The 14,103-nt window shown below is 66.8% G+C and carries 13 protein-coding genes; 6 read left to right on the top strand and 7 right to left on the bottom strand.

Annotated elements, in window-relative coordinates; all coding sequences use genetic code 11:
- The first annotated feature begins 122 nt into the window (after positions 1-122).
- A complete protein-coding gene (locus G7Y85_RS07480; protein ID WP_174839747.1) occupies positions 123-1,517 on the top strand; it encodes an adenosylmethionine--8-amino-7-oxononanoate transaminase in 1,395 nt (464 codons plus the stop codon).
- 21 nt (positions 1,518-1,538) lie between these two features.
- On the opposite strand, the gene G7Y85_RS07475 is transcribed toward G7Y85_RS07480, so the two are convergent.
- The gene (locus G7Y85_RS07475; RefSeq protein WP_166254682.1) at positions 1,539-2,525 is read right to left on the bottom strand and encodes an aldo/keto reductase; all 987 of its coding nucleotides are present in this window, start codon (positions 2,523-2,525) and stop codon (positions 1,539-1,541) included.
- Positions 2,526-2,716: 191 nt separating this feature from the next.
- Between G7Y85_RS07475 and G7Y85_RS07470 the strand changes: the two genes are divergently transcribed.
- Entirely contained in the window at positions 2,717-3,652 is a 936-nt protein-coding gene (locus G7Y85_RS07470; RefSeq protein ID WP_166254273.1) for an AraC family transcriptional regulator, read from the top strand.
- Positions 3,653-3,670: 18 nt separating this feature from the next.
- Here G7Y85_RS07470 and G7Y85_RS07465 read toward each other — a convergent pair whose 3' ends face one another.
- Positions 3,671-5,200, bottom strand: a complete 1,530-nt coding sequence (locus tag G7Y85_RS07465) for a S41 family peptidase (RefSeq protein WP_166254270.1) — start codon at positions 5,198-5,200, stop codon at positions 3,671-3,673.
- 115 nt (positions 5,201-5,315) lie between these two features.
- Between G7Y85_RS07465 and G7Y85_RS07460 the strand changes: the two genes are divergently transcribed.
- From G7Y85_RS07460 to G7Y85_RS07450, 3 genes are all read left to right on the top strand, one after another.
- On the top strand, positions 5,316-6,053 hold the full coding sequence (locus G7Y85_RS07460; protein WP_166254267.1) for a 16S rRNA (uracil(1498)-N(3))-methyltransferase: 738 nt from the start codon (positions 5,316-5,318) through the stop codon (positions 6,051-6,053).
- Between the two features lie 148 nt (positions 6,054-6,201).
- Positions 6,202-7,701, top strand: coding sequence for an aldehyde dehydrogenase family protein (locus G7Y85_RS07455; protein WP_166254264.1), 1,500 nt, complete (start codon positions 6,202-6,204; stop codon positions 7,699-7,701).
- Positions 7,702-7,867: 166 nt separating this feature from the next.
- Positions 7,868-8,539, top strand: coding sequence for a DUF2799 domain-containing protein (locus G7Y85_RS07450; protein WP_166254261.1), 672 nt, complete (start codon positions 7,868-7,870; stop codon positions 8,537-8,539).
- A gap of 18 nt (positions 8,540-8,557) precedes the next feature.
- Here G7Y85_RS07450 and G7Y85_RS07445 read toward each other — a convergent pair whose 3' ends face one another.
- The 3 genes from G7Y85_RS07445 to G7Y85_RS07435 form a co-directional block, all read right to left on the bottom strand.
- Positions 8,558-8,929: a hypothetical protein gene (locus G7Y85_RS07445; RefSeq protein WP_166254258.1), complete on the bottom strand. Its 372-nt coding sequence runs from the start codon at positions 8,927-8,929 to the stop codon at positions 8,558-8,560.
- Positions 8,916-9,389 (bottom strand): DUF2780 domain-containing protein, encoded by a 474-nt coding sequence (locus G7Y85_RS07440; RefSeq protein ID WP_166254255.1) that lies wholly within the window; start codon positions 9,387-9,389, stop codon positions 8,916-8,918. Before G7Y85_RS07440 ends, G7Y85_RS07445 begins: the two co-directional genes overlap by 14 nt.
- Before the next feature lie 129 nt (positions 9,390-9,518).
- Positions 9,519-11,714: a molybdopterin-dependent oxidoreductase gene (locus G7Y85_RS07435; RefSeq protein ID WP_166254252.1), complete on the bottom strand. Its 2,196-nt coding sequence runs from the start codon at positions 11,712-11,714 to the stop codon at positions 9,519-9,521.
- 84 nt (positions 11,715-11,798) lie between these two features.
- Between G7Y85_RS07435 and G7Y85_RS07430 the strand changes: the two genes are divergently transcribed.
- Entirely contained in the window at positions 11,799-13,121 is a 1,323-nt protein-coding gene (locus tag G7Y85_RS07430) for a dihydroorotase (RefSeq protein WP_166254249.1), read from the top strand.
- A 24-nt stretch (positions 13,122-13,145) separates the two neighbouring features.
- Here G7Y85_RS07430 and G7Y85_RS20175 read toward each other — a convergent pair whose 3' ends face one another.
- Positions 13,146-13,490 carry an ArsR/SmtB family transcription factor gene (locus G7Y85_RS20175; protein ID WP_206675524.1) on the bottom strand — a complete coding sequence of 115 codons (345 nt, stop codon included), beginning with the start codon at positions 13,488-13,490 and terminating at the stop codon, positions 13,146-13,148.
- Positions 13,487-13,975: an SRPBCC family protein gene (locus G7Y85_RS20170; protein ID WP_206675523.1), complete on the bottom strand. Its 489-nt coding sequence runs from the start codon at positions 13,973-13,975 to the stop codon at positions 13,487-13,489. Before G7Y85_RS20170 ends, G7Y85_RS20175 begins: the two co-directional genes overlap by 4 nt.
- Positions 13,976-14,103: the final 128 nt, after the last annotated feature.

Here is a 14,103-nt window from a genome sequence, read left to right as displayed (position 1 = left end):
GGGAGGTTCCCGGACTGTAGCCACGCCTCGGCGCCGCCGGTCGCCGGTTTACAATCGCTTAACAATTTCCCGCTCCCGTTCACAGACGCATGGCGAATCCGGCCTGCGCGCTTGGCATTTTCATGAAAAACCAGGAATGGACACAGCGCTCGCTCGCGCACGTCTGGCATCCGTGCACGCAGATGCAGGACCATGCCGGCAGCGCGCCGCCGCTGCCGCTGATACCGATCGCCCGCGCCGAAGGCGTCTGGCTCGAAGACTTCGACGGCAAGCGCTATCTCGATGCGGTCAGCTCGTGGTGGACCAATATCTTCGGCCATCGTCATCCGGCAATCGTCGCGGCGCTGAAAGATCAGCTCGACGAACTCGACCACGTGATGCTGGCCGGTTTCACGCACGCGCCGGCCGTGGAGCTCGCCGAACGTCTATTGCGCCTCGCACCGCCGGGCCTGTCGCGCTGCTTCTACGCCGACAATGGCTCATCGGCCGTCGAGGTCGCACTGAAGATGAGTTTTCACTACTGGCGCAATACCGGCGCCACCGGCAAGACCCGCTTCATCGCGCTCGACAACAGTTACCACGGCGAAACCCTCGGCGCGCTGGCAATGGGCGGCCCGAGCATGTATCGCGATACCTATGCGCCACTGCTGCTGCAGCCGATCCATGTGCCGTCGCCGGACTGCTATCCGCGCGGCACCGGCGAAAGCTGGGAGGACTACACGCGTCGCCAGTTCTGGCACATGGAGCGCGCGCTGGAAGCGCATGCACATGAAGTCTGCGCGGTGATCGTCGAGCCCCTGATCCAGTGCGCCGGTGGCATGCGCATGTATCACCCGCTGTATCTGCGCCTGCTGCGCGACGCCTGCGACCGCCACGGCGTGCATCTGATCGCCGACGAGATCGCGGTCGGCTTCGGCCGCACCGGCCGCATGTTCGGTTGCGACTGGGCGCCGCCGCCGGCACGCGACGACGACGCGCAGCCCGGCATCACGCCGGATTTCATGTGCCTGTCGAAAGGCATCACCGGCGGCACCATGGCACTGGCGGTGACACTGACGCGCGAATCGATCTACGACGCGTTCTACGCCGAGTACCGCGAAGGCAAGGCCTTCCTGCATTCGCATTCGTACACGGGCAATCCGCTCGCGTGTCGCGCCGCGCTGGCGACGCTCGATCTGTTCGAGGAGACGCGCGCGCTCGCCACCAACCGCGCGCTGTCACAACTGATCTGGGCGCAGACCGCGGAACTGCGCAACCTGCCTCACGTCGCCGAAGTGCGCCAGCAGGGCATGGTGCTGGCCATCGAACTGGCGAAGAACATCCGTACCAAGGAAGCATATCCGGCCGAACAGCGCCGCGGCCTGCGCGTCTACCAGTACGCGCTCGAACAGGGCGTGCTGCTGCGCCCGCTCGGCAACGTCATCTACTTCATGCCGCCGTATGTCATCGAGCCGCGCGAGATCGAGACGCTGTGCAGGGTCGCGGCCGAAGGCATACGCCGCGCGGTCCGTGACTGACGCGGATCACGACGGCCGCGCTCAGACGTTGACCATCGCCATGCCCGCTTCCGGGTAGCGTGAACCGAGCACCTGGCTGGCAGCGAGGATCGCGCTGATCGCACGGCGCTCGTGCTCGCTCAGCGTGATCGCCGCGGCGGCGACGTTCTGTTCGAGACGACCGATCCGGCGCGTGCCGGGAATCGGCACGATGTCCTCGCCCTGATCGAGCAGCCAGGCCAGTGCCAGTTGCGCCGGCAGCACGCCGCGGATCGCGGCGAGTTCGGTGATCGCAGCCACCAGTTCGAGATTGCTGCTCAGGTTGGCGTCCGAGAAGCGCGGCAGGTGCCGGCGGAAATCGTCCGGCGCCAGATCGTCGGTGGTCTGGATCGCGCCGCTGAGAAAGCCGCGGCCAAGCGGGCTGTAGGCCACCAGGCCGATGCCGAGTTCGCGGCAGGCCGGCAGCACGTCGGCTTCGATGTCGCGCGAGGTCAACGAGTATTCGCTCTGCAGCGCGGTGATCGGATGAACCCTGGCCGCGCGCCTGAGCGTCGTCGCCGAGGCTTCGGACAAGCCGAGCCAGCGCACCTTGCCGGCGTCGACCAGATCGGCCATCGCGCCGACCGTTTCCTCGATCGGTACCGATGGATCGACACGGTGCTGGTAGTAGAGGTCGATGGTGTCGATACCGAGGCGCTGCAGGCTGGCATCGCAGGCGGCGCGCACATAGTCGGGACGACCGCTGACGCCAAGCCTTTCGCCGTCGGGACCACGACGGATACCGAACTTGGTCGCCAGCACCACATCGTCACGGCGCGTCGCCAGCACGCGCGCCAGCAGACGCTCGTTGGCGCCGACGCCGTACATGTCGGCGGTATCGAGAAAATTCACGCCGAGATCGAGCGCGTGGTGGAGGACAGCCAGCGAGTTGCTCTCGTCGGCCGCGCCGTAGAACTCGGACATGCCCATGCACCCGAGCCCCATCGCGGAGACGCGCGGGCCGTGGCTGCCGAGCTGACGCATGGAAATGGAAATGCGCACGGATTGCTCCTGTGGTCGGGGGGAAAGCGGGGAGCGTGCAGAATACGGGCGGGCTTCGGATCGGCGTTAGACGATTGCTGTCCGATGCTTGCCTGATCCTGCAATTGCGCTTTCGTGCGCTCGCACCACGAAGCGCTCGGCGCATAATCGCGACATCCCCCGAAGCACCGGAAGTCACGATGTCCACAGCATTTGCCGCCGCCACCGATGATGCCCTGCTGGCCGCGCCGCGTACCGAACTCGCCGCCCGCATTGCCCGATTGACGCCTGCCGACGGCATGCACGAAACGGCACTGGCGCCGCTGCAATTGCTGCGCGCCAGTTCGACCACGCAATGCGCCCCTGCCGTCTACGACCCGGCGATCTGCGTCGTCGCGCAGGGCCGCAAGCACGTGCTGCTCGACGGCGAACGCTACGTCTACGACGCCCTGCACTATCTGGTCGTGTCGGTCACGCTGCCGGTTGTCGGCCAGGTCATCGATGCCTCACCGGAAAAGCCCTACCTGTGTCTGCGCCTGTCGGTGAATCCGCAGGACATCGGTGCCCTGATGCTCGAAACCGACTCACGCACCGGACCAGGCACGGGCATCGACCGCGGTCTGTATTCGGCACGCAGCACGGCGCCGCTGCTCGACGCGGTGCTGCGTCTGATGCGTCTGCTCGACACGCCGCAGGATGCGCCGGTGCTCGCGCCGCTGGCGATTCGCGAGATCTACTATCGCGTGCTGATCGGCGAACTCGGCCACCGCCTGCGCGAGCTGGCGACGGCCGACAGCCGCGCCGAGCGCATTCATCGCGCGATCCGCGTGCTGCGCACGCGTTACAGCGAGGCCTTGCGTGTCGACGAACTGGCCGATGCCGCGTGCATGAGTGCATCGGCCCTGCATCATCACTTCAAGGCGGTAACGGCGATGTCGCCTCTGCAATACCAGAAGCAGCTGCGCCTGCACGAGGCACGGCGTCTGATGCTGTCGCTGGGTCTGGAAGCGAACGCGGCGGCGCACCGCGTCGGTTACGAGAGCGCCTCGCAGTTCAGCCGCGAATACAAGCGCCTGTTCGGCGCGCCGCCGCGGCAGGAAATCGACAGGCTGCGCGGCGGCGAACTCGCCGCCTGATCTGCCGTCGCGAGCAGCCTAGCGCGGCGGCTTGACGATCAGGTTTTCCCGCAGCGGCGAACGCAGCAGGCTCAGTGGCGGCCGCGCGTTCGCCAGCTTGGCGCTGCTCGGGCAGCTGCCGCTGCTGCGATAGGCGAGCGCGGCCGAAAACAGGCTTTCCTGGGTATCGCCGAGCGCATGCGTGAAGTCGTCGTCGACACCGCACTGCGGCGTGAAGCCGTCGGCGTAGTCGCCGAAGCCCTTGGCGTTGACGCCCTGGAATTCGATCGCGAAGTACGTGAGTCCGCAGTTGTCGGTCGGATAGAAACCATAGGGTTTGCCGCAAGTCGTGCCGCCGATCAGGACGACATCGACATCGACACCGCGCAGGCCGTTGACGACCGCCTCGCTCGCCGAGCAGGTACCGGGGCCAGCCAGCACGAATACGCGACTCAGGCCCAGATACGGCAGCGCACTGCCGCGCGATACCGACGGGTCGAAGCCGACCGCCGTGCTGTGGAACGAGGTCGTCGCATCGGACGAACTTCCAAGCGGGTTCTTGTCGTTGTAGCTCAGGCGCTCGAAGGCCTTGCCGGACGTCCGCGACGGACCGGCGATCATGTACGCCAGTTCGCTGGCGATATCGAGATAGCCGCCGCCGTTGTAGCGGATATCGAGCACCAGATCGCCGATGTCGGCCGCCTTGAGTTGCTGCACCGCATTGATCAGCTCGCCCTCGGCCGTCGCGATGTGATCGTTGAACAGCATGTAGCCGACCGTCCCGCTCGGCGTACTGATGGCCTGGACGTTCTGGACCGGCGTTTCGGTGACCTGCTGAGCCTGCAGGACCACCGTGCGCGACGTGCTGCTGCCGAGGTCCTGGATCGTGAAGCTGTGGGTCTCGCCTTCGGTCTGCGGACTCAGGCCGGCATTGAGGGTATCGATCCCGGCACTGGTGCTGGTATTGATGTCGACGCCGTCGATCGCCTGGATCACGGCGCCGCGCGCCACATTGGCAGCCGCCGCCGGCGTGCCCGGATCGGTATAGGCGATGCGCACATCGCGCGGCGGCGTCGACGCCAGCACGGCGAACTGCGTGCCGTAACCAACGGCGACGCCGCCCTGCGACAGGGCTTCCCACTGATCGGTCGGATACGTGAAGCTGAAAGCGTCCTCGCGCTTGCCGGACGCCGTGAGCTTGGGCGTTTTCAGCGCCTCGAAGTAGGCATCCATGGCATCCGGCACCGATCCGTAGTTGGCGACGGTGTAGTGCGAGGCATCGACGTCCGGAATCTCGCGATACCAGAGATAGATCGCATCCATGTACGCATACAGCCAGTTGCGCTCGTCGGCGATCGTGCCTTGCCGGTCCGGATACGGCTGGTTGTTGTCGTACGGGTCGGTGCCGGAACGCGGCAGCGCACATTGCGCCGCGTACTGGCTGGCGTCGCCGACACGGTCATCGAACGGCGAATCGTTGTGACTGCAGGCGCTGAAGGTCAACAGCATCACGATGGCGCTCAGGGTCCGGGCGCGCAGTCCGCCCGGCAGATATCGCGTGGTGTCCATGTCGCTCGCTCCGTCCCGGCAGGTCTCAACGGGCTTCGACTATAACGCCGCCCGCCGCCGGCCTGAATCGGGGACTTTGCTCAGCAGCGCCGGCACGCTGTCGTATCCTTGGCGGATGGCCGATCCCCGCATTCACATCACCGACGTCGAATTGCTCGCCGGCGCGTCGCTGCACCTGCCCGACGCCGCGTTCCGTCATCTGGTCCAGGTCCTGCGCCTGCGCGCCGGCGAGCGCTTCGTGGCCTTCGATGGCCGTGGCGGCGAATTCGCGGCGACCCTGCAGGATGTCGGCAAACGCGATGCCAGCGCGACGCTGGGCGAACGGATGCCGGTCGACCGCGAATCGCAGCTGGACCTGACGCTCGCGCAATGCGTGTCGAAAGGCGATCGCATGGACTACACGCTGCAGAAGGCCGTCGAACTCGGCGTCACGCGCATCGTGCCGCTGCTGTCATCGCGCAGCGTCGTCAGGCTCGACGCCGAGCGCTGGGACAAGAAGCTGGAACACTGGCGCGGCGTGATCACCTCGGCCTGCGAGCAGTCCGGGCGCACCCGCATCCCGGCGCTGGCCGAAGTGCAGCCGCTCGCGAACTGGTTGCCGGCCGCGGCCGCCGCCGGCATCGGGCTGACACTGGACCCGCTCGCGACGCGATCCCTGCGCGAGCTGCCGGCACCGGGCAGCCCGGTCACGCTGCTGGTCGGCCCCGAAGGCGGACTCGGCGACGCCGAACTGCGACAGGCCACGGCTGCCGGTTTCATCGGTCTGCGCATGGGCCCGCGCATCCTGCGCACGGAGACTGCAGGGGTGGCCGCGATCGCCGCGATGCAGGCGATCTGGGGCGACTGGCGTTAGGGCCTGCCAACACCAAGCAAAATCGCTGCGTTGCTGTCCGGAGGGACGGGGTCGTTTTGACGCAGGGCGGCGCCAGATTGGCGGCAACGGTCAAGGCCGGACCTTCGACGCGAGGCAACATGGGCGAATCGCTGCACCGGGGCCACCCATGTCCGCAAACACCGTCGAATCGATCGCCGCCGCCGCCTTCGCTGCGGCCCGCCAGGCTTACGCCCGCCACCGCCATCTCGGCGTTGCGCAGCGCCTCGCCGAGCTGTCCCGACTGCAGGCCTTGATCCTCGCGCGTCGCGACGACATCGTCGAACGCGTCATGACCGAGGTCGGCAAATGCCGCACCGATGCGCTGATCGCCGAAATCATCGGCGCCGTCGACTGGATCGCCTGGCTGCAGAAGCATGCCGAGCGGCTGCTGGCACCGGAGAAGGTCGGCACGCCGATCACCCTGCTCGGCAAGAAGTCGCTGCTGCGGCACGAACCGCTCGGTGCCGTGCTCGTGATCTGTCCCTGGAATTACCCGTTCCACAACGCGATCACCGCCATTGCCGCGGCCGTCGTCAGCGGCAACGCCATCGTCTATAAGCCCTCCGAGCACGCGCCCTGCGAAGGTCTGATCGAGGACTTCATGATCTGCTCGCCGCTGCTGCAGGACCTCGTGCACGTGGTCTATGGCGACGGCGCCATGGGCCGGGCCTTGATCGATGCCGGACCCGCGAAGATATTCTTCACCGGCAGTGGCGCCACCGGCGCGAAGATCATGGCGCAGGCCGCGCGGCAGTTGATCCCGGTCGAACTCGAACTCGGTGGCAAGGACCCGATGATCGTGTTCGACGACGCCCATACGCCGCGCGCGGTGGCCGGTGCCCTGTGGGGCGCGTTCACCAATGCCGGACAGTCCTGCAGCGGCGTCGAGCGCGTGCTGGTGCAGGAGGGCATCTGCGAGCGCTTCGTCGACGAGCTGGTGACCGAGGCCGGCAAGCTCGTGGTGCGCAGCGGCGACGCCGGCGATGCCGATGTCGGCCGCATGACGGCCGCGTTCCAGCGCGACAAGGTCATCGGGCACGTCGAGGAAGCCCTGGCAATGGGCGCGCGTCTGCGCCACGGGCGGGTGCCGGATCGCGAATCGCTGCTCGTGCAGCCGATCATCCTTGATCGGGTCACGCCCGACATGCGCGTCTGGCGTGACGAGACCTTCGGTCCGGTGCTGCCGGTGATGCGCTTCGCCGACGAACCCGAAGCGCTGCGGCTCGCCAACGATTCCGACTATGGCCTGTGCGCCAGCGTCTTCACCGCGGACCGGGCGCGGGCGATGCGCGTGACCGCGGCGCTCGAAGTCGGCGGCGTCTCGATCAACAACGTCAACATGAGCGAGGGCAATCCGGGCCTGCCGTTCGGCGGCGCCAAGAAGAGCGGTTTCGGCAAGCTGCGCGGACCGGAAGGCCTGCTCGGTTTCACGCGCAGCAAGGCGGTGCTGATCGATCAGGCCGGATCGAAGATCGAAGCAAACTGGTACCCCTACACCACCGAAAAACTGCGTCGCTTCCAGCGCTTCATCGACGCACTGTACCGGCCACGCTGGTGGCGGCTGCTGGCGATCGCCTGGCACGGCCTGCGACTCGAGGCCTACAGCCAGAAACCCCGAAACAGCTGATTGGCGGGCGCAGAGGCGAGCGACGATGCGCCGCCGATGGTCAACCTCGTGGCGGGCTTCGATTGAAGCTGAAGCGACAAGTGCCGCAGGCGTCGCCCCGCGATCGCCGACGACGCAAGCCGCCCGGGAAGCGGCTAAGCTCGCTCAGGGCTCGGGGGAGCAAACGATGAATCGGATCGGGATCGGCGCGGCATCGGTATCGTGTCTGGCGGTCGCCTTGCTGGCAGGCTGCGCCACGCTGAACGAGAGCGAGTGTCATACCGTCGACTGGCGCGAACTCGGGCGCAGCGACGGCGCGCATGGCTACGAGGCCTCGCGACTCGGCGAACACATCGAAGCCTGCGGCAAATACGGGATCACGCCGGATGCCGCGGCGTACGGCAGCGGTCGCGAAGAAGGCCTGCAGCTGTACTGCCAGCCGACCAATGCCGTGAACGAGGGACGCAGCGGCAACAGCTATCGCTCGGTCTGTCCGGGCGAGCGCAATCTGATGTTTTCGCATTACTACCAGCGCGGCCTTGCCCTGCGCCAGCTCGATGCCGATGTCGGCGACATCAGTTCGGCGCTGGATGCGCAGCGCCGGGCGATGAACGACTGCCGTGATCTCGATCTGTACAAGATGCTCAACCAGAACGCGCGCTATCTCGAAGCGCAATTGCGCTACACCCAGGATTTTCTCGATCACGCCGAACGGGACGTCGCCGCCGACCGCGATCCACGCCCGTACAGTGCAGGCCGCTGGCAGAACGATCTGCCATATCCGGATGCGCTCGATCAGGTGCGCCGGGCGCAGAACCGCCAGCAGCACAAGGGCGACGATGCCGGCGCTCGAAGCTGAGCGCGTCCGGCACGCTGCCTATTGCCGCGAGAGTGGCTCGTCCGCGGTCTCCCCGCTTTCCGTCCAGACGCGCGACACGCGGCCGCGCATGAATTCCACCCGCAGCACGCGCAGATCCTGCCTGTTGCCGAGGAAGGTCCAGCTCTCGCCGATCGGATATCGCTCCGACATGTAGAGCGGTTGTGCGCTGTCCGGATAGCGTCCCGCCGCCTTGCGCACCTGCGCTTCGGCGTCGCCGAGCTTGAACGTGCCACCGTTCCAGCGCACCGGCTTGTCGGTGACCAGCGGTCCCATGCTCGCCGCCTGCGCGGTCAACGACGCGGCGGCAAGCAGCAACATCGCGGCCACGGCCCGGAGTCGCCGGCCGGCGCCGGGTTCAGCGGCTGCCACCGAGCCCTCCGAGCAAGCCACCCAGCCCGCCCAGCGAGCCGCCGCCGGTGGCAGCGAGTTCCTTGAGCGCCGGCACCGACTCCATCAGTCGAGTCACCAGCGCCGGATCGACATGCGCCGAAAGCTGCTGCAGCAGCGCCGGCACGAACGGCGCGATCATGTCCGGCTTCAGGCCACTGTGACGCAGCGCGGTCAGTACGCCAGCGATGCCACCGGCTTCGCCGCCGAGGCTGGCGGCCAGGCCGCCGAGCTGCCCCAGCAGTCCGGCGCCACCCGCCGACGACGCCTGTCCGGCCCGCGCAATCCACTGCTGGACCTGCGGCAGCGCGGCCAGCAACTGCTGGAATTCGCCACTGCCTGCCTGCGCCTGAACGAACTTGAGCACGCTGCCGGCCGCGCTTTCGGCCTGTTCCGGTGCAATCCCGAACTGACTGGCCAACTCTCCGATGATGTTGCTCATGCCCTGCTCCTTCGTGGAATCGATACCGGCCGTCGCCGGTCGCAGGCCGACAAACCCCGTCGGCGCCGCAGGCCGCGAGTATGGCCGTCCGAGTGTTGCATTGGCAGGTCGAAACCCGAGGCCTTCGCTTCAAGCGGCGTGCGGTGTCTCCAGTGGCTGCGCGAGTACCGTCACCGGCACGCCGTTCAGGGCCGCATTGCCGGACAGCAGATCCAGCTCGCGCTCGTCGGTCAGATCGTTGACGCTCTGCCCTGCGTGCTCACGCGCGATGCGCTGCTGCACACCGGGCCGCGCATGGCCCCAGCCATGCGGCAGCGAGACGACGCCGCGCATGATGTCCTCGGTCGCCTGCACTTCGACATCGATCCGGCCAACGCGCGACACGACACGCACGATCTGGCCGTCGCGGAGGTTGCGCACAGCCAGATCCTGCGTGTGCATGAACAGCTGGTGACGCGGCTTGCCTTTGACGAGGCGTTGCGCGTTGTGCATCCAGGAATTGTTGCTGCGCACATGGCGACGGCCGATCAGCCACAGTTCGCCGTCACGCGGCGCCTCGCCCTGCTGCGTCGCAAGCACCGTGTCGTAGCGGCGCAGTTCGGCGCGCAACTCATCGTTCAGACACTGGATGCGTCGCGTCTTGTTGCACAGGCGCGCGGGCAGCTCGGCTTGCAGCGGGCCGAGGTCGATGCCCTCGGGCACGGCGCGCAGCTTCTTCAGACTCAGCTTGTGCGACGAGCGTTTGCCATACGGTCCATTGCGCAGGGCGTGGTCGAGCATGCGATGCGGCGGCAGGCGCATCATGAACTCGTCCTTGAGCTTCGCGGCGAGCCTCTGCATCAGCGGCTTGCGGGCATGCGGCTGCAGGCGCGCGCGCAGGCGTCGGCCCAGCGCGACGAAGATTTCCCAGTCGTGCAGTGCACCCGCCGGCCTGGCGAACAGCGGCGGGCTGTACTTCGCGGTATTGCGCATCGCGAAGTGGTGAAAAATGATGTCGTAGTGATCGTGCTCGAGACCACCGGTCGGCGGCAGGATGAAATCGGCAAAACGCGTGGTTTCGTTGCGGTAGCAGTCGATCGACACCATGAAATCGAGACGGCCGAGCGCCGTTTCGAGCTGACGGCCATTCGGCGTCGACAGCACCGGATTGCCGGCGATCGTGATCAGCGCGCGCAGCTGGCCGTCGCCCGGCGTCAGGATTTCCTCGGCCAGCGCTGCGACCGGCAACTCGCCGCCGAATTCCGGCAGGCCCCGTACACGCGATTTCCAGGCGCCGTAGTGACCGGGCCTGGAGCCCGCGCCCTTGATCAGGTCCATCGCCGGATGTGGAAACATCATGCCGCCCTCGCGATCGAGGTTGCCGGTGACGATGTTGAGCATCGCGATCGCCCACTGGCACAGCGTGCCGTGCGCCTGCGTCGAAACACCCATGCGCCCGTAGACGGCAGCCGCTTTTGCGGCTGCGAGTTCACGCGCAAGGCTGCGGATCGTCTCGGCGTCGATGCCGCTGACCGCGGCCGCGCGCTCGGGCGTAAACGGCGCGACCAGCGCTGCGGCTTCGTCGAGGCCATCGGTGAATCCGGCGAGACGACCGGGCTGGGCCAGCCGTTCCTCGAAGATCACCTGCAGCAGGGCCAGCAGCAGCGCAGCGTCCGCACCCGGACGAATGAAATGGTGCACGTCGGCGACTTCGGCGGTTTCGGTGCGGCGCGGATCGATCAGGACGAGCCTGCCACCGCGCGCCTGCATGGCCTTCAGGCGTTTGCGGAAATCCGGCACCGTCCACAGGCTGCCGTTCGATGCCATCGGATTGGCGCCGAGCATCAGGATGAACTGGCTGCGATCGATATCCGGCACATTGACCAGCAGCTGGTGCCCGTACAACCAGTAGCTCACGAGCTGGTGCGGCAACTGGTCGACCGACGTCGCCGAGTAGCGGCTGCGCGTCTTCAGCGGCGCGAACAGCGCGCTGCTGTGCGTCATGATCCCCCAGTTGTGGACGCTGGGGTTGCCCAGATAACCGGCAACCGCGCTGCCGCCATGTTGGCGCGCGACTTCAGCGAGCCGGTCGGCGACTTCATCCAGCGCCTCGTCCCAGCTCACTTCCAGCCATTGATCGCCGACGCGCTTCTGTGGTTTGCGCAGGCGATCCGGGTCTTCGTGCAGATCCTGCAGCGCCACGGCCTTCGGGCAGATGTGGCCGCGCGACAGCGGATCGCGCTCGTCGCCGCGGATCGACACGACGTGGCCGTCGCGAATGCGGAATTCCAGGCCGCAGATCGCTTCACAGAGATTGCAGGCGCCGTACTGGATCTGTTCGTCCATCGATATCTCCTCGTTGCCGGCGATCATAGTCCGTCCGATCGCCCAAACCCATTACCATGGGCGCAAACCACCGCGGAGACGGACATGCTGATTACCAATGCGCACATCATCAACGAAGGTCACGAAACCGCCGCCGATCTGCTGATCAGGAACGGTCGCATCGAGAAGATCGCGAAAAAGATCGATGCGCCGGCGGGCGTCGAGGTATTCGACGCCGCCGGCCACTGGCTTTTGCCGGGCGTGATCGACGACCAGGTGCACTTCCGCGAGCCGGGCCTGACACACAAGGGCGATCTGTACACCGAGTCGCGCGCGGCGGTGGCCGGCGGCACGACCAGCTACTTCGACATGCCGAACAACAAGCCGGCGATCACCACGCGCAAGCTGCTGGCCGAGAAGTATGCGAACGCGGCCGGACGCTCGTTCGCCAACTATGCGTTCTACTTCGGCGGCGCCAACGACAATCTCGAAGAGATCGCCGCGCTGCAGCCGGATGAAGCCTGCGCGCTGAAAGTGTTCATGGGCGCCTCGACCGGCAACATGCTGGTCGACGATCCGAAGACCCTGGAAGGCATCTTCTCGCGCTGCCCGCTGATGGTGGTCACGCATTGCGAGGACACGCCGATGATTCTCGCCAACGAGGCCGCCGCGCGCGAGAAGTACGGCGAAGACGTGCCGATCAGCGAGCATCCGCGCATCCGTTCGGAAGCCGCCTGCTACAAGTCGACCGAACTGGCGACCGGCCTGGCGAAGAAATACGGCGCGAACCTGCACGTGCTGCATCTGACGACGGCGCGCGAGCTGTCCTTCTTCACGCCGGGTCCGGTGAAAGGCAAGAAGATCACCGTCGAGGCCTGCGCCCATCATCTTTATTTCAGCGAAGCCGACTACGCGACGCTCGGCAATCTGATCAAGTGCAATCCGGCGATCAAGACCGAGGCCGACCGCAAGGCGCTGCTGCACGCGGTGATGGAAGATCGCATCGACGTGATCGCCACCGATCACGCGCCGCACACCGCCGAGGAAAAAGCCAACAGCTACTTCAAGGCACCGTCCGGGCTGCCGCTCGTGCAGCACTCGCTGCTGATGCTGATCGAACTGGTCAAGCGCGGCGAACTGAACCTGCGCACGGTCGTCAACAAGACCAGTCATGCGGTCGCCGAGCGTTTCGGCATCCGCGATCGCGGCTATGTCCGCGAGGGCTATTTCGCCGACCTGGTGCTGGTCGATCCGCACGGCACGACGACCGTGAAGAAGGAGGACATCCTGTACAAGTGCGGCTGGTCACCGGTCGAGGGCCGCACCTTTCCGGCCAGGATTCTCGCGACCTGGGTCAACGGCGGGCTTGCCTACCGCGACGGCGTCGTCAACGAAAAGCCGCTGGGCGAACGCATGCACTTCAGCTGAAATCGCGCGCTGTTCCGCGGCAGATCAGGCCGGCGCGTCCTCGACGAACGCGCGCAGGCGCGCGATCGCGGCGTCCCACTGCGCCGAGATCTGATCGAGGTAGCGGCGCGCGTCCGCGAGCCGCTGTCCCTCCAGCTGCCACAGCCGCTCGCGGCCGGCGCGCCGGCTGCGCACCAGGCCGGCGTGTTCCAGCGCGCGCAGATGCTTGGTGACGGCCTGCCGCGAGATCGCACCACCCTGGGCCAGGCGCACGATCGACAGGGGGCCGCCGTCAGCAAGCCGGCCGACGATACGCAGGCGCGTCGCATCACCAAGCGCCGAGAATGCGCGTGCGGTATCGGCCGCCCTGAGCGCCGTTGCGCGTTTCACGCCGGCAGCGCGAGATACTTGGCGACCAGCCGGGTCTGGTGCGTCCAGCCGCCGTCGTTGGCGGCAAACGCCGCGGCGCGGCGCGCAAGCGGAATGCGCTCGAAGCCCGATTCGCGAATCGTCAGCAGCACGCCACCCTCCGCGTCCTCGAGCAGGAATTCGACGAGCGTCATCGCCTCCAGCGAGTAATCGACCGCCGGATCGATCGCGAACGGATGCCAGCGGAACGCGAAACGATCCATCGGCTCGATCGCGTCGACGACGAACGCGAACGGCGTGCCGGCATGCGGTGCCTGCAGCTTCGCGACCTCGGCATCGACCGTGGTCGGCACGATCCGGCCGCTCAGCTTCCGACCGGCGACGAACGGCCCGTCGAAGTCGACGCCGAACCAGCGGCCGAACGAATCGGCCTCGCTGACCGCGCGCCAGACGCGTTCGCGCGGCGCCTTCAGGACCACCTTCTTTTCGATCTGATCCATGCTCATGAACAAGCTCCTCGTGGCTGATTCTGGGCCGAGCCGACCTCATCATGCAACCATGTGGTTGCTCTTTGACGGACTGGCGCCGGACGCGCAAAGCGACGACGATGCGGTTTCCGTCCGACGATCGCGAT

The organism is Solimonas terrae, from assembly GCF_011067135.1.
Classification (GTDB): Bacteria; Pseudomonadota; Gammaproteobacteria; order Nevskiales; family Nevskiaceae; genus Solimonas; species Solimonas terrae.
The sequence above is the reverse complement of the archived record's forward strand: the minus strand, read 5'-3'. Positions and strand labels throughout refer to the sequence as shown.